Origin of the sequence: Xanthomonas sp. DAR 35659, assembly GCF_041242975.1 — a bacterium.
Taxonomy (GTDB): Bacteria; Pseudomonadota; Gammaproteobacteria; order Xanthomonadales; family Xanthomonadaceae; genus Xanthomonas_A; species Xanthomonas_A medicagonis.
Window position 1 is genome coordinate 2,000,634 of sequence record NZ_CP162488.1, and the last position, 23,397, is coordinate 2,024,030.

Consider the following 23,397-nt stretch of genomic DNA (forward strand, 5'->3'; position numbering starts at 1 on the left):
GTGCGTGCTCGGGGGCGCACCAGCTAAACGGCCTAAGCGAGTTGCAACGGCTCCAGCGAATCCCCCATCCCGACTCCCGACTCCCGGCCCGCCAGGGCCATCCGCACCGGCGCGAAGCTGCGTCGGTGCTGCGGGCAGGGGCCGTGCGCGGCCAGCGCTGCCAGGTGCGCCGGGGTGGCGTAGCCCTTGTGCAGGTCGAAGCCGTAGTGCGGGTGTTCGTCGTGCAGGCGCTGCATGATCCGGTCGCGGGTGACCTTGGCCACGATCGAGGCGGCCATGATCGCGCGGTCGCGGGCGTCGCCGCCGACCAGCGCCTCGGCGGCGCAGGGCAGGCCCTTGGGCACCCGGTTGCCGTCGATGCGGGCGAAGCCGGCCACGTGCGCCACGCCCTCGACCGCGCGGCGCATGCCCAGCATGGTCGCCTGGTAGATGTTCAGGCGGTCGATCTCCTCGGCCTCGATCAGCACCACCTGCCAGGCCAGCGCGCGGTCGACGATGCGCGCGTACAGCGTCTCGCGCCGCGCCGCGGTCAGTTGCTTGGAATCGTCCAGCCCGTTGATGCGGGTGCGCGCCGGATCGAACACCACCGCCGCCACCGCCACCGGCCCGGCCAGCGGCCCGCGCCCGGCTTCGTCGACGCCGGCGTAGAGCCGGGAATCGGGAGTGGGGAATAGGGAATGGGACAAAAGCGACTGCTGCGGCGTCGGCGGGGAAAGGGAGCGCTTCATGCCGTTGCTCCTGACGATTCCCGATTCCCGATTCCCGACTCCCGGCTCTCAAGCAATTCGAGCACCGCATCGGCCGCGCGTGCCGAGGCGTCCTGCCGCAGTAGCCGGTGCAGGCGTTCGTACTCCGGTTGCAGCGCGGCGACCGCCTCCGGATCGCGCAGCCAGTGCAGCAGCGCGGCGGCGAGGGCGTCCGGTGTGCACGCGTCCTGCATCAGTTCCGGCGCCAGGTCGCGGCCGGCGAGGATGTTGGGCAGGGCGTAGCGATCGACCTTGAGCAGTCCCAGCGCCTTGACGATGCGGTAGGTCAGCGGCGCGACCTTGTAGCCGACCACCATCGGCCGCTTCACCAGCATGGTCTCCAGCGTCGCGGTGCCGGAGGCCAGCAGCACCGCGTCGGCGGCGAGCAGCGCCGTGCGCGCCTGCCCGTCGAGCAGGTGCGAATACACCACCGGCAGCGCCGAGCGCGACAATTGCTCGGCGAGCAGCGCCTTGCAGGCGGGATTGGCTGCCGGCACCACCACGTGCGCGCCGGGAATCTGCTGCAGTACCTGCCAGGCGGCGGCGAAGAAGGTGTCGCCGAGCCGGCCGATCTCGCCCAGGCGGCTGCCCGGCAGCACCGCCAGCACGGTTGCGCCCGCCGGCAGGCCGAGTTCGGCGCGCGCCGCCGCGCGGTCGCCGTGCAGCGTGATCGCATCGGCCATCGGATGGCCGACGAAGCGCGCATCCACGCCGTGCCTGGCGTAGATCGGCGGCTCCATCGGGAACAGGCACAGCACGCGGTCGGCGCTGGCGCCGATCTTGGCTGCGCGCCGCTCGCGCCAGGCCCACACCGAGGGGCTCACGTAGTGCACGGTGCGGATGCCGCGCTGCTTGAGCCAGCGCTCCACGCCGAGATTGAAATCGGGCGCGTCGATGCCGACGAACACATCCGGCTGCCAGGCCAACAGGCGCTCGCGCAGGGTGCGGCGCAGCCTCAGCAGCCGCGGCAGATGCCGCAGCACTTCCAGCAGGCCCATCACCGCCAGTTCGCTGGCATCGAACCAGGTCTGGCAGCCGGCGCTACGCATCGCATCGCCGCCGATGCCGGCGAACTCCGCCTCGGGATGACGCGCGCGCAGCGCCTCGATCAGCCCGGCACCGAGCTGGTCGCCGGACGCTTCGCCGGCGACCAGGGCGATGCGCAGCTTGGCTGCGCCGGGAATCGGGAGTTGGGAATGGGGAATGGTTGAAGCTAGAGCGGGGCTGCGGCCGAGCGTGGGATCGCTCTTGCCATTCCCCATTCCCGATTCTCCACTCCCGGCCTTCATCGCAACAACGGCCGCTCGCTGGCCTCGATGAATTCAAGCATCGCGCGCACGTCCTCGCTGCTTTCGGCCAGCACCGCCAGTTGCTGCTTGGCTTCGGCCAGCGGCAGGCCGGCGACGTACAGGGCGCGGTAGGCGCGCTTGATCGCGGTCAGGCGCTCGGGGTCGAAACCGCGGCGCTTGAGGCCTTCGCTGTTGATGCCGCGCGGGCGTCCCAGCGAATTGCCGCCGACCATGGTGAACGGCGGCACGTCGCCGTTGATCAGCGCGCCCATGCCGAGGAAGGCGTGATCGCCGATGCGGCAGAACTGGTGCGCGCCGGCGAAGCCGCTGATGATGACGTGGTCGCCCACTTCCACGTGCCCGGCCAGGGTGGTGTTGTTGGAGAACACGCAGTGGTTGCCCACGATGCAGTCGTGGGCGACGTGGGTGTAGGCGAGGAACCAGTTGTCGCTGCCGACCCGGGTGATGCCGCCGCCGCTGCCGGTACCGCGGCTGACGGTAACGAACTCGCGGATCACGTTGCGGTCGCCGATCACCAGTTCGGTGCGTTCGCCGGCGAACTTCTTGTCCTGCGGGTCGCCGCCGAGCGCGACGTGGCCGACCAGGCGGTTGTCGCGGCCGAGCCGGGTCGGGCCGACGATGCTGCAATGCGAGCCGATCTCGCAGCCTTCGCCGATCTCCACCTCGGCGCCGATCACGGTGAAGGCGCCGACGCGCACGTCGGCGGCCAGCGTCGCCGCCGGGTCGATGATGGCGGAAGGGTGGATCAGGGGGGCATTGGCGCTCATCGCAGGTCTCCTGCCTGGGTCATTCGCGGGTGCCGGCGCATAGCACCTCGGCGCAGGCGACGACCTTGCCGTCCACCTTCGCCTCGCCGTAGTACACCGCCATGTTGCGGATCACGCGCTTGATCTCCACGTGCAGCTCCAGCACGTCGCCGGGCACGACCTGGCTGCTGAAACGCGCCTTGTCGACCTTGACCATGTAGAACAGCTTGGATTGCGCATCGCGGCCCAGCACCAGCTGGGTCAGGATGCCGCCGGCCTGGGCCAGCGCCTCGACGATCAGCACGCCGGGCATGATCGGCTGGCCCGGGAAGTGGCCCTGGAAGAACGGCTCGTTGATGCTGACGTTCTTGTGCGCGACGATCTTCCTCGCCTCGAAGTCGAGGGAGATCACCTTGTCCACCAGCAGGAACGGATAGCGGTGGGGCAGCAAGGCCTGGATCTGCGCCATGTCCGGCAGGCACTGGGCGTGGTGGTGGCTGTGGCTCATTCGTTCTCCTTGCGGACAGACAGGATGCGACGGGCCAGGGCATCGAGCTGCTTGAAGCGCGCGGCGTTCTTGCGCCACGTGCGGTTGTCGGTCAATGGGGTGCCGGAGGAATACTCGCCCGGCTCGTGAATGGAATTGCGCACCACCGACTTGCCGGTGACCACGACCTTGTCGCAGATCTCCAGGTGGCCGACCACGCCGACCGCGCCGCCGAGCATCACGTAGCGGCCGATCTTGGCGCTGCCGGCGATGCCGGTGCAGCCGGCGATGGCGCTGTGCGCGCCGATGTGCACGTTGTGCGCGACCTGCACCAGGTTGTCCAGGCGCACGTCTTCCTCGAGCGTGGTGTCTTCCAGCGCGCCGCGATCGACGCAGGCGTTGGCGCCGATCTCGCAGTCGTCGCCGATGGTCACGCCACCGAGCTGCGGTACCTTGATCCAGCGGCCGGCGTCCATCGCCAGGCCGAAGCCGTCGGCGCCGAGCACCGCCCCGGGATGCACGCGCACGCGCTGGCCCAGGCGTACCCGGGTGACCAGGGTGACGCGTGCGATCAGTTCGCTGCCGGCGCCGACCTGGCAGTCCTCGCCGATCACGCAGCCGGGGCCGATCACGCAACCGTCGCCGACCACGCTGCGCGCGCCGATGCTGACGAAGGGGCCGATGTGGGCGGTCGGGGCGATCTGCGCGCTGGGGTCGATGCTGGCGCTGGGATGGATACCGGGCGGGCGCACCGGCACCACCTCGAACAGCGCGGCGATCTTGGCGAAGGCGACGTAGGGATCGCGCGCGATCAGCGCGGTGCCCGGCGCCGCCTCGGCATCGTCCGCGCGCAGGACCACGATCGCGGCGGCGCTGTCGGCCAGTTGCGCCCGATAGCGCGGATTGGACAGGAAGCTGAGCTGGCCGGGTCCGGCATGCGCCAGCGTGGCGACGCCGTGCACGGCCACGGCGCCGTCGCCGTGAACCTGCAGGCCGAAGCGCTCGGCGATCTCGTGTGCGGTATAGGTCGGAGTATTCACCGGGCGATTCTACCGTGTGCCACCAGCACGGTCATGCTGCCCTGCGTAGCGGGCATGGCGACACGGATCAGCTACCGCCTGCCGAGCGGGCTGGCCGCCATCGACCAACTGCAGGAACACCCCTGACCGGCCTATCGCCCGGCGACCATCTCGACACATTCCCCATGTCAGACCGCGACCAACTGACTGGAGCAAAGCCCCCTTTAGTAAAGGGGGCGCGCCGGCAGGCGCGGGGATTTGGGAGAAGACGAGCCGGGGCCCACGATTCGCGCAGCGAATCGTGGGGCGTCAGCGCGAACGCGATGACGCGCGAGCAGTTCGTCAGAACTGCCCACCAAAGGTGAACTGCAGGCGCTCGATCTCGTCGTTGTCTTCCTTCTTCAACGGGAACGCGTAGCTGATCGAGATCGGGCCGACCGGCGCGCGCCACAGCAGCGCCACGCCCGTGGAGGCGCGCAGCTGGTTGGACTTGAAGTTGTCCACGCCGTTGAACACGTTGCCGACGTCCACGAACGCCGAAATGCGCGCCGACGGGCTGTCGAACAGCTTCGGGAAGTACAGTTCCGCCGAGCCCACGGTCTTGAACGAGCCGCCCAGCGGCTGGCCGCGGCTGTACGAGGCGGTGGCCTCCGAGCGCGGGCCGAGGGTGTTGTCCTCGAAGCCGCGCACCGAGTTGGTGCCGCCGGCATAGAAGTTCTCGTAGAACGGCAGGCCGGAAGCGGTCACGCGGCGGCGCAGATTGGTGCCATCACAGGCCTGCGGGTTGTACACCGTGACGCCTTGCGCAGTGGTCGTGTAGGTGCCGCAGATGTCGCGCGAGACGTCGCTGCCGTAGCTGTCGCCGTAGCCGAACTCGGCGCGGGTGTTGAGCACGATGGCCGGGATCAGCGTCCAGTACTTGGAGATCTGGTAGTTCAGCTTCCAGTACTCGACGGTGGAGCCGGGCAGGGTCGCTTCCAGGCCCACGCGCTGATACATGCCGCGGGTCGGCATGAAGTAGTCGTTGCGGGTGTCGCGCGCCCAGCCCAGTTCGGTGCGCCAGGCGTGGAAGGTCTTGGTCCCCATCGCGTCGATGTAGTTGATGATCGCCTGCGGGGTGTAGCTGGGATAGACGGTGATCTGGTTGCTGTCGACGCCGAACATCAGCGAGACGGTGTCGTTCTCGGTGATCGGCACGCCGAAGATCATCTGCGCCGCGCCGTTCTTGCTGTTGTACTGCGCGGTGCCGAAGTCGGAGTAGTCCAGCTTGCGGTAGGAGAGGTTGTAGCCCAGCGACACGCCGTCGTCGGTGAAGAACGGATTGGTGTAGGAGAACGCGTAGCGCTCCTGGTAGCTGCTGCGCGAGGCGTCCACCGAGACGCGGTTGCCGCCGCCCAGGAAGTTGTTCTGCGAGAGCTGGATCGAGGTGGTCACGCCGTAGGTCTGCGAGTAGCCCAGGCCGAAGGTGAAGCTGCCGGAGGTGGTCTCCTTGACGCTGTAGACCACGTCGACCTTGTCGTTGCTGCCCGGCACCGGCGGCGTTTCCACGTCCACCGACTCGAAGTAGCCCAGGCGCTGCAGGCGGATCTTGGAGCGGTCGATCGCCGCCTGCGAGTACCAGCTGTTCTCGAACTGGCGCATTTCCCGGCGCAGCACTTCGTCGGAGGTGCGGGTGTTGCCCTTGAACAGGATGCGGCGGACCGCCACGCGCGGACCCGGCACCACCTGCAGATTGATCGCGACGGTGCGCCTCTCGCGGTCGGTGGTGGGGATCGGATTGACCTTGGCGAAGGCGTAGCCGATGTTGCTCAGGGTATTGGTGATCGCGTCGGAGCTGAACTCCAGCAGCGCGCGCGAGAAGGTGTCGCCCGGCTTGGGGATCACCAGCTTCTCGACCTCTTCCTGCGGCAGCACGGTGTCGCCGGTGACCTTGATGTCGGAGATCTTGTACTGCTCGCCTTCGGTGATGCCGGCGGTCAGGTACATGTTGCGCTTGTCGGGGCTGATCGACACCTGGGTGGAGTCGACGCTGAAATCGACGTAGCCGCGGTCCAGGTACCAGGAGTTGAGCTTCTCCAGGTCGCCGGACAGCTTTTCCTTGGAGTATTGGTCGTCGCGGCGGTACCACGACAGCCAGTTGTGCTCGCGCGATTCCCAGTTCTCCAGGATGTCCTCGGTGGCGAACTTCTCGGTGCCGACGATGTTGACGTGCTGGATCTTGGCCGCCTTGCCTTCCTTGATCGCGATCGCCACGTCGACGCGGTTGCGGTCCAGCGGGCTCACCGTCGGGGTGATCTCCACGTTGTACTTGCCGCGGTTGTTGTACTGGCGGGTCAGTTCCTGCGTCACCCGGTCCAGGCTCAGCCGGTCGAAGGTGCCGCCTTCGCTCAGGCCGATGTCGGACAGGCCCTTGAGCAGTTCCTCGCTCTTGATGTCCTTGTTGCCGGTGACGGTCAGCTTGTTGATCGCCGGGCGTTCCTTGACCGTGACCACCAGGATGTTGCCCTGGCGATCGACCTGCACGTCCTCGAAGAAGCCGGTGCGGTACAGCGCGCGGATCGCCTCGCCGACCTTGGCGCTGTCCACCGTGTCGCCGCGTTCCACCGGCAGGTAGGTGAACACGGTGCCGGAGGAAATGCGTTGCAGCCCGTCGACGCGGATGTCGCTGGCGGTGAAGGGCTCCGTTACCTGCGCCATGGCCGGCAGGCTGAGGCTGGCGGCGAGGGCGAGGGCAAGCAGGCGGCGAGTGGGAAATCGCGTCATGTCACGTCCGGTAGAGGTCGATATATCGTTGTTGCATGGGCGCCGGCGTAAGACGACAGCGTGGTCGGGTGGAGCGGCAGCGGACTCATCGCAGAACCTGGCCGAAAAGGTCGTTGTAGAACGCCAACCCCATCAACCCGGCCAGTAGCGCCAGCCCGACGAACTGCCCCGCCGCCATGGCACGCTCGCTGAGCGGGCTGCCCTTGACCAACTCGATAAGGTAATACAGCAAGTGCCCGCCGTCCAAGATCGGGATCGGCAGCAGGTTCATGATCGCCAGGCTCAGCGACAGCAGCGCCAGGAAATTCAGGAACCAGTCCGGGCCCTGCTTGGCCGAGACATTGGCGACCTTGGCGATGGTGATCGGCCCGGACACGTTCTTCAGCGAGGCCTGGCCGGTCAGCATGCGGCGGATGATGCCCAGCGTGTCCCCGGCCAGCTTGCCGGTTTCGCGGAACGCGGCCGGGATCGCCGCCAGCGGTCCGTACTGCAGCTTGGCGTCGAACGCCGGCGCCGGGCGCTCGCCGCCGATGTCCACGCCCAGCGACAGGCCTTTCAGTCGCGGGTCCTTGCTGGGGGTCAGGCGCACGTCCAGCGCCAGCCGCTCGCCATTGCGCCAGACCTCGACCAGGCCGCTGCCGCCGTTGCGGGCCAGTGCCTGGACCTGCGCGGCGACCTGGTCGGCGCTGGTGATCGAGGCGCCGTCCACCGCCAGAATGCGGTCGCCCGGGCGCAGCACGCCGTCGGCGGCCGAGCCAGGCGCGACCTTGGCGATCACCGCCGGCTGCAGCATGAAGCGCCAGGTCAGGCCGGCCAGACGCGGCACCTGCTGTTCGTCGAAACCGGCCGGCAATTGCGACAGGCGCAGCGTATGCACGCGGCTGGCGCCATCCTGGGCGTCCTCGGTGTGGATGCGCAAATCCGCGCCGTCCATCGCCGCCACGGTCAACTGCATGCTGGCATCGCTCCAGCTGGACACCGGGCGCGTGCCGATGCGCACGATGCGCTCGCCGGGCTGCAGCCCGGCCTGTTGCGCCAGGCCCTCGGCGCGGCCGACCACCGCCGCATAGTCCTGCTTGCCGATCACGAACATCGCCCACAGCAGCGCCACGCACAGGATCAGGTTGGCGATCGGGCCGGCGGCGACGATGGCGATGCGCTGCCACACGCTCTTGGTGTTGAAGGCCTGGTCGCGCTCGGCCGGGGCGACCTCGCCCTCGCGCTCGTCGAGCATCTTCACGTAGCCGCCCAGCGGGATCGCGGCGATCGCGAACTCGGTGCCATGGCGGTCGTAGCGCGACCACAGCGGCTTGCCGAAGCCCACCGAGAAGCGCAGCACCTTGACCCCGCAGCGGCGGGCCACCCAGAAGTGGCCGAATTCGTGGAAGGTCACCAGCACGCCCAGGCTGACGATCATCCACCAGACGGACCCGAGGAAATCACCCATGCGCGTGGCTCATAGCGGCGTGCGTCTCAGACATGGGCGGGCTGACGGGCGATGGCGAGTTCGGTGAGCTGGCGCGATTGCGCGTCCGCCGCGAGCAGCGCGTCCAGCGAATCGGCCGCGCCTGCAGGCAGCACGGTCAGGGCGTTCTCGACCAGCGCAGGAATCGATAGGAAACCGATCCGGCCCTGAAGAAAGGCTGAAACGGCCACTTCGTTGGCCGCGTTCAGGATCGCCGGGGCGCTGCCGCCGGCCCGCATCGCGCGCCAGGCCAGGCCCAGGCAGGGGAAGGCGTCCAGGTCGGCCGGCTCGAAGTCCAGGCGGCCATGCGCCAGCAGGTCCAGGCCGGCGACGCCGGAGGCGATCCGCTGCGGCCAGCCCAGGCCCACCGCCAGCGTGGTGCGCATGTCCGGCAGGCCCATCTGCGCCAAGGTGGAACCGTCGATGAACTCCACCAGCGAGTGCACCAGGCTCTGCGGGTGCACCAGCACCTCGATGCGCTCGGGCGCCAGCGCGAACAGGTGATGCGCCTCGATGACCTCCAGGCCCTTGTTCATCAGGGTGGCCGAGTCCACCGAGATCTTCGGGCCCATCGACCACTTGGGGTGGGCCACCGCCTGCGCCGGCGTCACCGTCTGCAGGCGCGCGCGGTCCCAGCCGCGGAACGGGCCGCCGGAGGCGGTCAGCAGCACCCGTCGCACCTCGGTGCCGGCCTGGCGCGAGCGCAGGCACTGGAAGATCGCGTTGTGCTCGCTGTCGATCGGGATGATCTCGGCGCCGGCCGCCGCCGCCGCCGCGGTGACCAGTTCGCCGGCCAGCACCAGCGCTTCCTTGTTGGCCAGCAGCAGGCGCTTGCCGGCGCGCGCGGCGGCCAGGGTCGAGGCCAGGCCGGCGGCGCCGACGATGGCGGCGACCACGCTGTCGCAGGCGTCGCTGGCGACGAGTTGGTCCAGCGCGGCGGCGCCGGCGTGCGCCTGGGTGCGCAGTCCGGCATCGCGCAGGCCGTCGCGCAGCGCCGGGTACAGCGCCGGGTCGGCGATCACCGCGTGCGCGGGCCGGTGCGCGGCGCACAGCGCCAGCAGCGCGGCGACGTTGCTGCCGGCGGCCAGCACGCTGGCGCGCAGCCGCTGCGGATGGCGCGCGATCACGTCCAGCGCCGAGGCGCCGATCGAGCCGGTGGCGCCGAGCACGGCGATGTGGCGGACGGCGTCGCTGGCGCCGCGGCCTGTCCCGAGAGTCTGCATAGGCCTAGAACCCGAAGATGTCCTTGCCCAGCGCGAAGATCGGCAGCGCCGCCAGCACGCCGTCGACCCGGTCCAGCACGCCGCCATGGCCGGGGATCACGTTGCCCGAATCCTTGGCGCCGACGTGGCGCTTGAGCAGGCTCTCGAACAGGTCGCCGACCACCGAGGCCAGCACGCTGACCGCGGCGACGGTCAGCAGCCCGGGCAACTGCGGCAGGGTCACCCCGGCCAGCCAGCCGAAGCCGGCGGCCACGATCAGCCCGGCCAGCAGCCCGCCGATCAGCCCTTCCACGGTCTTGTTGGGGCTGATCCGCGGCGCCAGCTTGTGCTTGCCGAACTGGCGGCCGGCGAAATAGGCGCCGGAATCGGCCGCCCACACCGTGGCCAGCGCGGTCAGCAGCCAGCGGTGGCCGTTCGGCTCGCTGGCGTGGATCAGGCCCAGCGCGGCCCAGGCCGGGACGATCGCCAGGGTGCCGGCGGCGAGCTTGAACACGCGCGCATAGGTGGCGTGGTCGGAGCCGAAGCGGTAGAAGCCCAGCCACAGCAGCGCCACGCACCACCAGCCGACGCCGACCAGGGTGGTGAGCTGGAACAGCACCAGCGAGCCGGCCGAGGCCCACACCAGCAGCACCATCAGCAGCAGGTTGAGCATCAGCAGGATGGTGCGCGGCAGGGTGTCGTCGACCTCGGCCAGCTTCAGCCATTCCCACAGGCCGATCAGGAAGATCAGGGCGGCCAGCGCCGCCAGCCACTGGGTCGGCAGCAGCAGGATGGCGCAGATGGCCAGCGGGGCCATGATCAGCGCGGCGATGACGCGGGTACGGGTCATGCGGATGTGCTCTCCGTCGCCGTGGCGACTTGCGCGCTGGTCAGGCCGAAACGCCGCTCGCGGCTGGCGTAGTCGTCCAGCGCTTGCTGCAGTACCTCGGCGCCGAACTCGGGCCACAGGGTCTCGGTGAACCACAGTTCGGTGTAGGCCAGCTGCCACAGCAGAAAGTTGCTGATGCGCACGTCGCCGCCGGTGCGGATGAACAGGTCCGGCGGCGGCAGGTCGGCCAGCGCCATGCGCGCCGACAGCGCGTCCTCGTCGATCTGCTCCGGGCGCAGGCGCCCGGCCGCGACGTCCTCGGCCAGCGCGCGCGCGGCCTGGGCGATGTCCTGGCGGCCGCCGTAGCTGGCGGCGATCGACAGGTGCAGGGCCTGGTTGTCGCGGGTGGCGCTTTCGGCCGCGGCCATGCGCTGGCGCAGCGAGGGCGCGAAGCGCGCGCGGTCGCCGATGAAGCGCACGCGCACGCCGCGCCGCTGCAGTTCCTCGACCTCGCGGTCGAGCGCGTGCAGGAACAGCTTCATCAGCGCGTCCACTTCCTCCTGCGGCCGTCCCCAGTTCTCGCTGGAGAAGGCGAACAGGGTCAGCGCGGCGATGCCGCGCTCCAGGCAGAAGTCGATGGTGCGGTTGACGGCGCGCGCGCCGGCGCGGTGGCCGATCACGCGCGGCCGGCGGCGACGCTGCGCCCAGCGGCCGTTGCCATCCATGATGATGGCGATGTGGCGGGGCAGGGACATGGAGGGCAGGTCGGAAGGCATGGCCGGCAGGCGCAGGCTCAGACCGCCATCAGTTCCTGTTCCTTGCCCTTGACCACCTCGTCCACGTCCTTGATCGCCTTGTCGGTCAGCTTCTGGATGTCGTCCTCGCTGCCGCGGGCCTCGTCCTCGGTGACCTTCTTGTCCTTGAGCAGATCCTTGATCTGCTGGTTGGCGTCGCGGCGGATGTTGCGGATCGCGACCTTGGTGTCCTCGCCTTCGCCGTGCACGACCTTGGACAGCTCGCGGCGGCGCTCCTCGGTGAGCGCGGGCAGGTTGAGGCGGATGGTGGTGCCGGCGGTGTTCGGGGTCAGGCCCAGGTCGGAGGCCAGGATCGCCTTCTCCACCGCGCTGACCATCTGCTTTTCCCACGGGGTGATGGTCAGCGAACGGGCGTCGGCGACGGCAACGCTGGCGACCTGGCTCAGCGGCATCTCCGAGCCGTAGTAATTGACCTTCAGGTGCTCGACCAGGGCGGTGGAGGCGCGGCCGGTGCGGACCTTGATCAGCGTATGCCGCAGCGCCTCGATGCTCTTGGCCATGCGGGTCTGTGCGTCTTGCTTGATGTCGTTGAGCATCGCCGGTGTCCGTGCTGAATCTGAATCGGACGATTATAGCCTGCTGGGAGTGGGGAATCGGGAATGGGGAATCGTAGAGGCGGGTCCGGAACGATTCACTAACCACTGGCCATGTGGGGGGAGGTCGGCTGCACGCGATGCTGCAGCGCGCAACGTTCTACCATTCCCCAATCCCGATTCCCCATTCCCGGCTTTTTTCAGCCCCGACCCTTCACCAACGTGCCGATGTCGGCGCCGCGCAGGATCTTCAGAAGTTCGCCGGGCTGGCCCATGTTGAAGATGCGCAGCGGCAGGTCGCTGTCGCGGGCCAGGGCGAAGGCGGCGGTATCCATCACTTCCAGGTTGCGGGCGATGACCTCGTCGTAGGTCAGGCTGTCGAAGCGCACCGCGTCGGGATGCTTCTTCGGGTCCTTGTCGTACACGCCGTCGACCTTGGTCGCCTTCAGCAGCAGGTCGGCGCCGATCTCGATCGCGCGCAGCGCGGCGCCGGAGTCGGTGGTGAAGAAGGGGTTGCCGGTGCCGGCGGCGAAGATCGCGATGCGGCCCTTTTCCAGGTGGCGGATCGCGCGGCGGCGGATGAAGTCCTCGCACACGTCGTTGATCTTGATCGCGCTCATCACCCGCACCTTGGCGCCGAGCTTCTCCAGCGCGTCCTGCATCGCCAGCGCGTTGATGACCGTGGCGAGCATGCCCATGTGGTCGCCGGTGACCCGGTCCATGCCGCCGGCGGCCAGGCCGGCGCCGCGGAAGATGTTGCCGCCGCCGATCACCAGCGCCACTTCCGCGCCGGCCTGCTGCGCCTCGATCACTTCATGCGCGAGGCGGTTGATGATCTTGGGATCGATGCCGTAATCCCCGTCTCCCATCAGCGCTTCGCCGGATAGTTTCAACAGGATGCGGCGATAGGCGAGCTGGGACATGGCGACCTCGTTGGGGGGACGGGCAAACCATGCGATTCTAGCCCAAGCGCGCCGCGGAATCTGCCGTGTCGGAGGTTCAGGCCGGGGTGTCGCGGAACGAGCGGGCGGTGACGCGCTTGCGGCCGCCGTGCTTGGAGCTGTACAGCATGTCGTCGGCGGCCTGCAGCAGTTCCTGCGCGCTGCTGAAACGTTCGTGCCCGCCCTGGGTGGCGATGCCGGCGGAGAAGCTGACGTACAGCGGTTCGCCCTTCACCTGCGCCATCGGCCGCTGCACGAGCTCGGCGAGGATGCGCCGGATCACGTTCAACGCCGCCTCCTCGCTGGTGTTGGGCAGCAGCACCAGGAATTCCTCGCCGCCGAAGCGGGCCACGGTGTCGCTGCTGCGCAGCAGCGGCTGCAGCGCCTGCGCGAAGGCGCGCAGCACCTGGTCGCCGATCAGGTGGCCGTGGGCGTCGTTGATCTTCTTGAAGTCGTCCAGGTCGATGAAGGCGACCGACAGCGGCCAGTCGTGGCGCGAGGCCAGGTCGAATTGCTGGGCGAGCAGGGTGTCCAACTGATGCCGGTTGTAGACCCCGGTGAGCGCGTCGCGGCTGGCCTGCTCGGCCAGGCGTCGCGCGCGGTGCTCGGTTTCGTCGGCCTGGTGCCGGGCCTGGGTGGCTTCCTGGATCTCGCGCAGGTTGCGCAGCACCATCAGTTCGCGGGCATGGCTGATGATCGCGTCGATCCGCTCCGGTTGGGCGATGCGCACGTCGAAGATCGGGGCGATTTCCGGCAGCGTCGCGGCGATGCCGGCGATGACCTCGTCGAAGCGGCGGCTGTCCAGTTGCAGGTCGCGGTAGGCGCGTTCCATTGCCACGCTGCGCGCGGCATCGGTGTCGCTGGCCAGCCAGATGTCGGCGATGGCGCCGGACAGTTGCACGCAGCGCGCGAAGGTGTCCGCTACAGGGGCGGTGCCGGCGCCGCGGCCGATGCTGCGCTGCAGGTATTCGGGCAACTTCCACTTCTGCGCCAGCCAGGCCCCGACCTCGGCGCGGTCGCAGCCCAGCCGCTCGCGCTCCCGCGCGGACAGGCCTTGTCCCGTGCCGTCGTCGCCGGCCTCGCGCAGCAATGGCGCGTACTCGTCGTAGCACACGTGCAGCAGGGCCAGCGCGCCCATGTCCTGCAGCAGCCCGGCCAGCATCAGTTCCTCGTGCTTGCGCAGGCCCGCCGCCTGGCCGAGCATGCGGCTGGCCAGCGCCGACAGCACGCTGCGCCGCCAGATGCGTTCCTGCAGGTCGTTGGCGGTGCTGCCGTCGCGCAGGCTGTGCACCATCGAAAAGCCCAGCGCCAGGCTCAGCGCGGCATTGAGCCCGAGCATGGTCAGCGCCTGGCCGAGGTTGTCGACGCGGCGCCGGCTGGCGTAAAGCGGCGAGTTGGCGATGCGCAGCATGCGCGCGCTCAGCGCCATGTCCATCGCGATGGTGTCGGCGGTGGTGGCCAGATCGACGTCTGGATCCTGGGCCAGTTCGATGATGCGCAGCGCGATTCCCGGCGGCGAGGGCAGGTTGCGGGAGTGAGCCAGGATGGCTTCGAGTTCAGGGCGCATGCGGTTCCGCGTAAGAAGTGTGACCTGGGCGGCGACATGCCCGACGTGCAGAGCGTACCACCTGCAAAAAAAAAGCCGCGACCATGCGCGGCTTTTTTCTCCCGGGAAACGCGGGCGTCAGGCCAGTCCGGCCTGCTTCATCACTTCGGCGGCGTAGTCCTCCACCACCTTCTCGATGCCTTCGCCCACCGCCAGGCGCTGGAAGCCGACCACGTCGGCGCCGGCGGCCTTGACCGCCTGCTCCACGGTCTGGTCGGTGTTCAGCACGTAGGGCTGGCCGTACAGGGTGACCTCGTTGACGATCTTGGCGATCTTGCCGCTGATGATCTTCTCCAGGATGTCGGCCGGCTTGGCCTTGTCCTTCTCCGACATCTTGGCCAGCTCGATTTCCTTTTCCTTGGCCACGAACTCGGCCGGCACGTCGGACGCCTTGACGTGCGGCGGGTTCATCGCCGCGATGTGCATGGCGATGCCGCGGGCCAGCTCGATGTCGCCGCCCTTGACCTCGACCAGCACGCCGATGCGGCCGCCGTGCACGTAGGCGGCGACGTTGTTGGCGCTGTCGATGCGCGCCAGGCGGCGCACCTGCACGTTCTCGCCGACCTTGGCGATGACCGCGGCGCGGGCTTCCTCGACGGTCTCACCGCCGGGCAGCTTGGCGCTCTTGAGCGCTTCGGCGTCGGCGGCGCCGGAGCTCAGCGCGGCCTGGGCCACGGCGTCGGTGAAGGCCAGGAAGTTGTTGTCCTTGGCGACGAAGTCGGTCTCGGAGTTGATTTCGACCAGCACGGCCTTGCCGCCGTCCTGGGCCATCGCGATGCGGCCTTCGGCGGCGACGCGGTCGGCCTTCTTGTCGGCCTTGGCCAGGCCCGACTTGCGCAGCCACTCGGCGGCGTTGTCGATGTTGCCGGCGTTCTCGGTGAGCGCTTTCTTGCACTCCATCATGCCGGCGCCGGTGCGCTCGCGCAGTTCCTTGACCAGGGAAGCGGTGATTTCCACGGGGTGACCTCACAAAAGGTGGGAAAGGGCCGGCTTGCGGCCGGCCGGGAATTCTGGAAAACGGGCGCTTGCGGCGCCCGCGGACCCGGGCGCGCCGCGCGCGCCGGGGGGGCGACCGCGCATGTTCGCGCAGTCGCATGGCGCGCCGGTTACTCGGCGGCGGGAGCGGCGGCTTCTTCGGCCTTCTTGCCGTTCTTGCGCGGGCCGCGGCCCTTGTCGTCGCCGGCTTCGCTGAACTCGTCCTCGCGCACGCTGGCGGCGTTCGGCGCGGCGGCCTTGCCTTCCAGCACGGCGTCGGCGGCGGCGCGGGCGTACAGCTGCACGGCGCGGATGGCGTCGTCGTTGCCGGGGATGGCGTAGTCCACCAGTTCCGGGTTGTAGTTGGTGTCGACCACCGCGATCACCGGGATGCCGAGCTTCTTGGCTTCCTTGATGGCGATGTCTTCATGGCCGATGTCGATGACGAACAGCGCGTCGGGCAGGCGGTTCATTTCCTTGATGCCGCCCAGCGAGGCCTGCAGCTTGTCGCGCTCGCGGCGCAGGGTCAGCACTTCGTGCTTGACCAGCTTGTCGAAGGTGCCGTCGGTCTCGGCCGCTTCCAGCTCCTTCAGGCGCGCCACCGACTGCTTGACGGTGCGGAAGTTGGTCAGCGTGCCGCCCAGCCAGCGCTGGGTCATGAACGGCTGGCCGCAACGCTCGGCTTCTTCCTTCACCGAGTCGCGGGCGCTGCGCTTGGTGCCCAGGAACAGGATGGTGCCGCGCTTCTGCGCGACGCTGGAGATGAAGTTCATCGCGTCGTTGAACAGCGGAACCGTCTTCTCGAGGTTGATGATGTGGATCTTGCCGCGCGCGCCGAAGATGTACGGCGCCATCTTGGGGTTCCAGTAGCGGGTCTGGTGGCCGAAGTGGACGCCGGCTTCCAGCATCTGACGCATGGTGACCTGAGGCATTGCAGTGACTCCTGATGGGGAACCGGCCGTGCGCGGGCGGTGATAGGTGACGTCCGCGCATGGACGTGCAGGCCCTGGCGGGCAGGCACGACGGTTCCGGGGTTGGGCCTCCCTGCGGCCTCCGTGACCGAACTCCTCGCGGAGCACCCCGGCACGGGCGATGGCAGCAGGTGTGGATTCGCCGGTGCGTCCGGCGTGGACGGTTCGCTGGCCCGGATGGGCGCAATGAAGCAGCGGAACTATAACCGGCCGCGGCTGGCAGCGCAAACCCGCGTGTGGCGGGTCATTCGGCCGGCAGCGCCTGCAGCGCCGCGTCGCCGTCCAGGCGGGCGGCGAAATGGCCGCCGCGCGCGGTGCCGAGCTCGGCCGGCAGCGGCCAGCGCTTCTGTTCGCCGGCCAGCACGTAGCCGGCCAGGTTGTGGAACAGGGTCACCGTGCGGCCGTCGGCGCCGACGAAGCTCAGGTCGCTGAGCCGTGCGTACGCGTTGCCGCGATTACGCACCTGCAGTTCCGGGCCGTGGACGTCGACGACCACGCTGGCGCTGAGCGCGGGGGCCGCCGCGGCGCCGGGCGCGGACAGGAACACCGGGGTGGAATAGCGCAGCAGCAGGCGTGGGTCGGCGGTGGCGGCGTCCGCCGCCGGGCGCTCTTCCAGGACCAGGCGGTAGGCCTGTTCGCGGTCGGTCGCGCCCGGCCCGGTGCGGACCACCCGCAACAATTGCCGCCCGTGCGCGGGAATGTCGAGCAGTTGCGGGCTGAGCTGGACGTCGTCGGTCGGCAGCAACTGCTCCGCGCCGTTGGTCTGATGCCAGCGGTACAGCCGGGCCTGGGCCTGCCAGGGCCGGTCCTGGGTGTTGTCCAGCCAGATCTCGGCGGTCTGCGCATCGGCGGCGAGGCGCACGATCATCGGGCTGATGCGCACCCCGGCGGCCGCGGCCAGGCCCGGCAGCACCGCCAGCAGCAGGCCGGCTAGGCGTGCGCGATGGCGCCGGCGCACTTAGAACGCGACCGTGGTGTAGCGCGCATCCTGGCGCAACGGGCCGCCGGCCGCGCTCAGGCTCAGTGCCAGCGCGCCGTTCGTGCCCGGCGCGCTGGCGCCGTCGATGCTGACCTGGTAGGGCAGGGGCCGGGTGCAGGCCACCTGGGCGATCGCGCCGGGCTGGTCGCGCGCGGCGGCGCCGATCTCGCAGCTGCGCTGCAACTGGATGCCCACCCGGAACGCCGTGCTTTCGTTGGCGGCAATGGACTGCGCGGCGGCATTGGCGCAGACGGCACACAGGCTTGCGAGCAGCAACGATTGCATGAACGGGCTGGCGGTCATGGGCGGTTTCCCGGAGAGGACACGACAGATAACGGCGCCCGCCAGCGCAACTTTATCGCCGCCGCGGGCACGCGTTCATCCGTCAGTAGGTGACCGTGACCTTGACCACGTCGCTGTAGCTGCCCGGGCGCGGGGTCTGCGCCGCCGGGACCCGACCGTACAGGATCAGCGATTGCGCGCTGCCGGTGCCGGTGCCGGTCTGGGTGTCGCTGTTGAGGGTGCTGCCCCAGCGCTGGCTGCGCGCCGCGTCGCGGTACAGCTCGTAGGTCAGGTACTGCCCGGCGGCGTTGCGCATGCGGCGGACGGTGCCGCTGGCGTTCTGGCCATTGTCCAGGCTGACCTGCCAGGCGGTGCGCCGGCGGCAGTTCATGCTGAGCGTGGTGGTGTAGTTGAGCGCGGTGTCGACCAGGCCGGACTGGGTGCCGAAGTCCAGGTCGGCGATGCTGGCGATGGTGCAGACCGGGGCCACAGTGGCCGAGCCGACGAACGGGAACTGCACCGCGCTGGCGCCGCCGGTGCCGCCGGTGGTGCAGGAGGCGGGCATGCTCGCCGGGGTGCCGATCAGCGGTTCGTCGTAGCGGTACTGCAGGTTGGTGTAGACCCCGCTGAAGTTGTTCTGGTACGTCCCGGTGGCGATGCCGCTCTGCAAGGGGATGCGCCCGTAGAGGGTGTAGCTGGCGCTGCCGCTGCCGCCGGTCACCAGCGAGGAATAGGTCAGGTCCACCTGCAGCGGGGTGGAGGCGTTCAGCGTGCTGCCCCAGATCAGGCTGCGCGCGCTGTCGCGGTAGAGCTGGAAGCTGAGGCTGTCGCTGAGCGGGTTGAGCATGCGCCGCGGCGCGATGCCCAGGCCGCCGCCCTGCGCGCCTTCGCCGATGTTCAGGCACATGCGCACGTAGATGGTGCCGAGGATGCTGAGCGCGCCGGTCTGGCAGGTGACGGTGATCTGCGCGGAGGTGTCGGTGGCCGCGCTGTTGGAGACGCTGCCGAAGTCCAGCGCGGTGGCCACCGCCGTGCAGGTGGTGGTGGCGCCGGCGCGCAGCGGCGCCAGTGCGGCGGCCAGCGCCAGGGCCAGTGCCAGGCAGCAGCGCCAGACGGCGGCGCTCACGGCGCCGCCTCCGCGCCGCAGCGCAACGGTCCCAGGCGGGTCGGGCGGCGCTGCGCGGCGTGGTCGATGCGCACCCGGCAGTTGCCCGCCACGGTCTCCACCTCCAGGTCGTTGGGTCCGGCCTTGAGTCCTTCCAGGTAGGCCTCGCCATCGTAGCCGACCACCGCGTCGATGCCGGGGCCGCGGACCCGGCTACCGACCGGCAGCGGCGCGTCCTGCGCGTCGTGCAGTTGCACCAGCACGCCGTCGCTGCTGCGGATCGGGAAGGCCACCACCACCCCGGTGCGGTCGCGCGGCACCACGATCTGGTCGACCCGCTCCGGGCGCATCTGCGGCGGCAGCCGCATCGGGTCGATCGACAGCTGATTGTGTTGCCAGCCCATCAACGGAGCGACCAGCAGGAAGCCGCGCGCGTCGGTGACGCCGACCGGGCGATTCTCCAGCAGCACCGGCACGTCGGCCACGCCGCCGGTGGAGACCAGGGCGAAGGCCTGGTCGAGATCGCGGCCGGGAAACCAGCCGCCGCCGATCCAGGCCACGCCGCCGGAGGCTTCGGCATAGCCGTAGCCCTGCCCGCCGTAGCTGGCCACCCCGGCCGCATAGCGCGCGTTGTCGCGCCGCCAGGTGGCTTCGGCCAGGCCGCCGGCGCCGTCCTGGCCGCTGCGCGCCTGGACCCGCCAGCCGCTGCCGCCCTCGGCCGGGGCCGATTGGCTGAGGTCGGCGGCCACGCCCAGGCGCTCGCCGCCGGCACGCTGCAGCGCGACGCTGGCCTGGCGCGCGCCGCCCAGCGAGACCGACCAGCCCAGATACAGGCTGCGGTCGCTGGCCTGGTCCAGGTTCTGGTTGACGCTCAGGTTCAGCGAGGACTGCCACGGCAGCGCCCGGCTCCAGAACATGCTGGCGTAGCGCAGATCGCCGCTGTCCGGGTAGGACAGGCGCACGTAGCTCAGGGCGACGTTGCCGACCCGGTTCCAGGTGACCCCGACCAGCGCGCGCTCGCTGATCCGCGGCGGTGCCGCGCCGTATTCGGCGGCCACGTCGCGGTAGTCGCGCTGCGCGCGTTGCGTGTCCAGCGCGACGTTGAAACGGCCGTTGTTCCAGCGATAGCCGAGCGCGTACTGGTGGCCGCTGCGGCCGTCGCCGTGGCTGTGCGCCAGCGACGCGCTGAGCACCCCGGCGCGCGGCAGCAGCCAGATCCCGCCGGCGCCGGCGTTGCGCACCCCGGCGCCGGCCTCGGCGTGTGCTTCGGCGGTGAAGCCGGCGCTGACGCCGCGGCGCCAGCTGGCGCTGCCGACGATGGGGCCGGCGTAGTCGACGCTGTCGCTGCCGTAGCCCTGGCGGACACGGCCCAGCGCCAGCGACCAGTCGTCCAGGCCCGCGGCCAGCAGGTCCTGGGTGGCATAGAACGGGAACTCGACCGAACGGCTGCGGCCATAGGCGTCGGTGATCACCAGTTGCGCGTTGCCGGCGCCGTCCACGCCGGGCGCGGCCGACAGCTGGAACGGGCCGGCCGGCAGCGCCGAGCCGTATTGGCGGATGCCGTTGACGTACAGGTCCACGCTCGAGGGCACGGTCACTTCGCCGAGGAATTCCGGCAGCGGCGTAGTCACCCGGTACGGCTGCAGGCCGAAGTCGCGGCCGACCCGGATCCCGCCCAGGCGCAGCGCGCGACTCCAGGTGGTGCTGCTGCTCAGGGTGTCGCCGAGCACCACGCTGGTCATGCGGTCGGGCAGCGACCACCACAGCTGCGTGTCCAGGCGGATCGCCTGGCTGCGCCAATCGCGGCGCGGCTCGCGGTACAGGCGGGCGACGAAGGATTGACGGAGCATGGCGCCGTCGAGCACGCCGCGGCCCAGGCCGAAGCCGCGCACTTCGCCGCTGGCGGTGAGGTTGCTGGCGCTGCCCTGGTGGCTGGCGTACAGGTCGTAGTCCAGCAGCGCGCCGGGCGAACTGGTCGCCGGCAGCGCCGCGCCGCCGCCTTGCGCGTCGATGCGGGTCACCGGCACGTCGAGCAGGGCCACCGGCGCGTCGATCGCCAGTTGCTGCAGGCCGGCGTCGTAGCGGTAGCTCACCCCGTCCAGGTCGTCCAGCGCGATCGCCGTGCCGGCGTTGCCGTCCTCCAGGCGCAGGCCGAGCTGGCGCAGCGTGGCGGCATCGGCGCGCATGCGCTCGCCTTCGCGCTGGAAGCGGAACAGTCCGGGCTTGCGGGTCTGGTTCAGGGTGACCTCCAGGTACAGCGTTTCCTGTTCCGGTACGGCGCCGCTCGGCTGGGCGACCGCGAGCTGTGCGGCGCAGGCCCACAGCGCCAGCAGCAGCTCAAGGAGCCTGTGCGTCCAGCGCGAGCGACTGAGCAAGGGGCTCACCGTTGATCGTGGCCTTGAACGTGCCGTCGGCACGCACCAGCGCGGGAGGGAGCGGCCAGCGCTTGCGCTGGCCCGGCAGCACGTAGCCGGCCAGGCCGTCGGCGATCGCGGCACGGGTGCCGTCGCTGGCGATGAAATGCAGGTCCACCACCTGCGCGTGTTCGGTGCCCTGGTTCACGACTTCCAGCGCCGGCGCGTCGGCATCGCGGATCACCCTGGCCTGCAACGACGGGGCCGCGGCGGCGGCCGGCTTGACGAAGATCGGCACCGAGTAGCGCAGCACGAACTGCAGGCCGGCGGCGTTGCCGGCGCCGGCGTCGGGCGACGGCAGTTCGTCCACCAGCACCCGGTAGGTGTCCTCGGTGGTGCGGGGCGCATCGTCCAGGCGGATGATGCGCACCAGTTGCCGCGAGTGCGGCGCCAGTTGCAGCATCGGCGGGCTGATCGCGATCCGGTCGCTGGCGTCGAGCAGGTCCTCGCCCTCGTGCTGGCGCCAGCGGAATACCCGCACCTGCGCCTGCAGCGGCGTATCGCCGCTGTTGCTCAACCACAGGCCCTGCGCCGTCTCCTCCGCGCTCAGCTGTACCGAGGTCGGCGCGACCTGCAGGCTGGCGGCCTGGCCCGCCAGCGTCGCCGCCAGCCACAGGCCGGCGGCGGCCAGCACACGCAAAACGGGGAATCGGCGCAGGGACATGGGGTGCTCCGGTTACCAGGTGACGGTGGCGGTGACGACGTCGCTGTACGCACCGGCAGGGTAATTGGTGCTGGCGACCTGGCCGTAGACGACCAGGGGTTGCACCGCACCATTGCCGGTGCCGGCCTGGGTGTCGGTACCGATGGTCGAGCCCCAGTTCTGGGTGCGCGCCGAGTTGCGGTACAGGGCGTAGGGCACGCGCGCGGTATTGCCGGCATCGGCGCTGCCCATGGTGCGCGAGGTCACCGTGGCGCCGGAGCCGCTGCCGGCGTTGAGCGCGATGTTGTACGGGGTGCCCGAGGTGCAGCGCACGTTCAAGGTACCGGTGCTGTTGATCGAGGTCTGGGTCGAGTTGACGCTGCCGAAATCGACGTCGGTTGGCGCGGTCTGGATGTCGCAGACGCTGGTGATCTGGATCTTGACGTTGAAGGTGCGCGAGTCGGATTGGGCGAACGCCACGCCGGTCCCGGCGGCCAGCAAGGCGACAGTGGCAAGGGCGCGATGGAAAGCTTGCATGGGTGAAGGCTCTTCGGAATGACGGAGTCCGTCGGTGCCTGGGCCAATACAAAACGTGTGCCATTTCACATTTTTATGGATGCGCATCTAGGTTTTTGACGTGATGTCCTTCACCGATCCACGGATTCGAATTTGTGAAGACGGTCGCATGGCGTCTCCGGGGTCGAAAATCCGACGGCCTCCATGGGCGCGTTCAGGAAGCCCGCGGATGAGCGATAATGGTGGGTATGACCGTCAATCTGAAAAGTCCCCAGGACATCGAGAAGATGCGCGTCGCCGGCCGCCTGGCCGCCGAGGTGCTGGACATGATCGGGCCGCACGTGAAGCCGGGGGTGACCACCGCCGAGCTGGACCGGCTGTGCCACGACCACATCGTCAACGTGCAGCAGGCGGTGCCGGCCAATGTCGGCTACCGCGGCTATCCGAAGACCCTGTGCACGTCGGTGAACAACGTGATCTGCCATGGCATCCCCAACGACAGCAAGGTCCTGAAGGACGGCGACATCGTCAATATCGACGTCACCGTGATCAAGGACGGCTGGCACGGCGACACCAGCCGCATGTACTACGCCGGCACGCCGTCGGTGATGGCGCGGCGCCTGGTCGAGGCGACCTACGAGGCGATGTGGCGCGGCATCCGCGCGGTGCGCCCGGGCGCCACGCTCGGCGACATCGGCCACGCGATCCAGCAGTACGCCGAAAGCCAGCGCTTCAGCGTGGTGCGCGAGTACTGCGGTCACGGCATCGGCAAGGTCTACCACGACGAGCCGCAGGTGCTGCACTACGGGCGCCCAGGCGAAGGCTTGGTGCTGAAGCCGGGCATGACCTTCACCATCGAGCCGATGATCAACGAAGGCGCCCGCCACACCCGCGTGCTGCCCGACGGCTGGACCGTGGTCACCAAGGACCGCAAGCTCTCGGCGCAGTGGGAGCACATGGTCGCCGTCACCGAGGACGGCGTGGACGTGCTGACCCTGTCGCCCGGCGGCCTCGGCGAGCCGTGAGCCTGCTGCCGGCCGGTGCCGATGC

General features: G+C 69.6%; 22 protein-coding genes. 1 reads left to right on the top strand and 21 read right to left on the bottom strand.

Features of this window, described 5'->3' with window-relative positions:
- Positions 1 to 32: 32 nt before the first annotated feature.
- From AB3X07_RS08495 to AB3X07_RS08595, 21 genes are all read right to left on the bottom strand, one after another.
- Complete coding sequence (locus AB3X07_RS08495) at positions 33 to 728, bottom strand: ribonuclease HII (protein ID WP_369944011.1); 696 nt, start codon at positions 726 to 728, stop codon at positions 33 to 35.
- Positions 725 to 2,008 (bottom strand): lipid-A-disaccharide synthase, encoded by a 1,284-nt coding sequence (gene lpxB / locus AB3X07_RS08500; RefSeq protein WP_369944012.1) that lies wholly within the window; start codon positions 2,006 to 2,008, stop codon positions 725 to 727. The genes AB3X07_RS08495 and lpxB overlap by 4 nt, the downstream gene beginning before the upstream one ends.
- 23 nt (positions 2,009 to 2,031) lie before the next feature.
- The gene (gene lpxA / locus AB3X07_RS08505; RefSeq protein WP_369944013.1) at positions 2,032 to 2,823 is read right to left on the bottom strand and encodes an acyl-ACP--UDP-N-acetylglucosamine O-acyltransferase; all 792 of its coding nucleotides are present in this window, start codon (positions 2,821 to 2,823) and stop codon (positions 2,032 to 2,034) included.
- A gap of 19 nt (positions 2,824 to 2,842) precedes the next feature.
- Complete coding sequence (fabZ, locus tag AB3X07_RS08510) at positions 2,843 to 3,310, bottom strand: 3-hydroxyacyl-ACP dehydratase FabZ (protein WP_369944015.1); 468 nt, start codon at positions 3,308 to 3,310, stop codon at positions 2,843 to 2,845.
- The gene (gene lpxD / locus AB3X07_RS08515; RefSeq protein ID WP_369944016.1) at positions 3,307 to 4,329 is read right to left on the bottom strand and encodes a UDP-3-O-(3-hydroxymyristoyl)glucosamine N-acyltransferase; all 1,023 of its coding nucleotides are present in this window, start codon (positions 4,327 to 4,329) and stop codon (positions 3,307 to 3,309) included. Before lpxD ends, fabZ begins: the two co-directional genes overlap by 4 nt.
- A gap of 321 nt (positions 4,330 to 4,650) precedes the next feature.
- Positions 4,651 to 7,071, bottom strand: coding sequence for an outer membrane protein assembly factor BamA (bamA, locus tag AB3X07_RS08520; protein WP_369944017.1), 2,421 nt, complete (start codon positions 7,069 to 7,071; stop codon positions 4,651 to 4,653).
- 85 nt (positions 7,072 to 7,156) lie between these two features.
- Positions 7,157 to 8,518, bottom strand: coding sequence for an RIP metalloprotease RseP (gene rseP / locus AB3X07_RS08525; RefSeq protein WP_369944018.1), 1,362 nt, complete (start codon positions 8,516 to 8,518; stop codon positions 7,157 to 7,159).
- A 26-nt stretch (positions 8,519 to 8,544) separates the two neighbouring features.
- On the bottom strand, positions 8,545 to 9,759 hold the full coding sequence (gene dxr, locus AB3X07_RS08530) for a 1-deoxy-D-xylulose-5-phosphate reductoisomerase (RefSeq protein ID WP_369944019.1): 1,215 nt from the start codon (positions 9,757 to 9,759) through the stop codon (positions 8,545 to 8,547).
- Between the two features lie 4 nt (positions 9,760 to 9,763).
- Positions 9,764 to 10,588, bottom strand: a complete 825-nt coding sequence (locus AB3X07_RS08535) for a phosphatidate cytidylyltransferase (protein WP_369944020.1) — start codon at positions 10,586 to 10,588, stop codon at positions 9,764 to 9,766.
- The gene (gene uppS / locus AB3X07_RS08540; RefSeq protein WP_369944022.1) at positions 10,585 to 11,322 is read right to left on the bottom strand and encodes a polyprenyl diphosphate synthase; all 738 of its coding nucleotides are present in this window, start codon (positions 11,320 to 11,322) and stop codon (positions 10,585 to 10,587) included. Before uppS ends, AB3X07_RS08535 begins: the two co-directional genes overlap by 4 nt.
- A gap of 38 nt (positions 11,323 to 11,360) precedes the next feature.
- Positions 11,361 to 11,918, bottom strand: a complete 558-nt coding sequence (gene frr, locus AB3X07_RS08545; RefSeq protein ID WP_369944024.1) for a ribosome recycling factor — start codon at positions 11,916 to 11,918, stop codon at positions 11,361 to 11,363.
- Positions 11,919 to 12,115: 197 nt separating this feature from the next.
- Entirely contained in the window at positions 12,116 to 12,838 is a 723-nt protein-coding gene (pyrH, locus tag AB3X07_RS08550; RefSeq protein ID WP_369944025.1) for a UMP kinase, read from the bottom strand.
- A 76-nt stretch (positions 12,839 to 12,914) separates the two neighbouring features.
- Complete coding sequence (locus AB3X07_RS08555; protein ID WP_369944026.1) at positions 12,915 to 14,423, bottom strand: HDOD domain-containing protein; 1,509 nt, start codon at positions 14,421 to 14,423, stop codon at positions 12,915 to 12,917.
- A 117-nt stretch (positions 14,424 to 14,540) separates the two neighbouring features.
- Positions 14,541 to 15,419, bottom strand: coding sequence for a translation elongation factor Ts (gene tsf, locus AB3X07_RS08560; protein WP_369944027.1), 879 nt, complete (start codon positions 15,417 to 15,419; stop codon positions 14,541 to 14,543).
- Between the two features lie 149 nt (positions 15,420 to 15,568).
- A complete protein-coding gene (rpsB, locus tag AB3X07_RS08565; protein ID WP_369944029.1) occupies positions 15,569 to 16,369 on the bottom strand; it encodes a 30S ribosomal protein S2 in 801 nt (266 codons plus the stop codon).
- Between the two features lie 283 nt (positions 16,370 to 16,652).
- Entirely contained in the window at positions 16,653 to 17,366 is a 714-nt protein-coding gene (locus AB3X07_RS08570) for a molecular chaperone (protein ID WP_369944030.1), read from the bottom strand.
- Positions 17,367 to 17,690 carry a hypothetical protein gene (locus AB3X07_RS08575; RefSeq protein WP_369944031.1) on the bottom strand — a complete coding sequence of 108 codons (324 nt, stop codon included), beginning with the start codon at positions 17,688 to 17,690 and terminating at the stop codon, positions 17,367 to 17,369.
- An 82-nt stretch (positions 17,691 to 17,772) separates the two neighbouring features.
- Entirely contained in the window at positions 17,773 to 18,795 is a 1,023-nt protein-coding gene (locus AB3X07_RS08580) for a spore coat U domain-containing protein (protein ID WP_369944032.1), read from the bottom strand.
- The gene (locus AB3X07_RS08585; RefSeq protein ID WP_369944033.1) at positions 18,792 to 21,158 is read right to left on the bottom strand and encodes a fimbria/pilus outer membrane usher protein; all 2,367 of its coding nucleotides are present in this window, start codon (positions 21,156 to 21,158) and stop codon (positions 18,792 to 18,794) included. The genes AB3X07_RS08580 and AB3X07_RS08585 overlap by 4 nt, the downstream gene beginning before the upstream one ends.
- On the bottom strand, positions 21,112 to 21,852 hold the full coding sequence (locus AB3X07_RS08590) for a molecular chaperone (RefSeq protein ID WP_369944035.1): 741 nt from the start codon (positions 21,850 to 21,852) through the stop codon (positions 21,112 to 21,114). The genes AB3X07_RS08585 and AB3X07_RS08590 overlap by 47 nt, the downstream gene beginning before the upstream one ends.
- Positions 21,853 to 21,864: 12 nt before the next feature.
- A complete protein-coding gene (locus AB3X07_RS08595) occupies positions 21,865 to 22,368 on the bottom strand; it encodes a spore coat U domain-containing protein (protein WP_369944036.1) in 504 nt (167 codons plus the stop codon).
- Positions 22,369 to 22,595: 227 nt separating this feature from the next.
- Here AB3X07_RS08595 and map point away from each other — a divergent pair, with 227 nt between their 5' ends.
- A complete protein-coding gene (map, locus tag AB3X07_RS08600; protein ID WP_369944037.1) occupies positions 22,596 to 23,372 on the top strand; it encodes a type I methionyl aminopeptidase in 777 nt (258 codons plus the stop codon).
- The last annotated feature ends 25 nt before the right edge of the window (positions 23,373 to 23,397 follow it).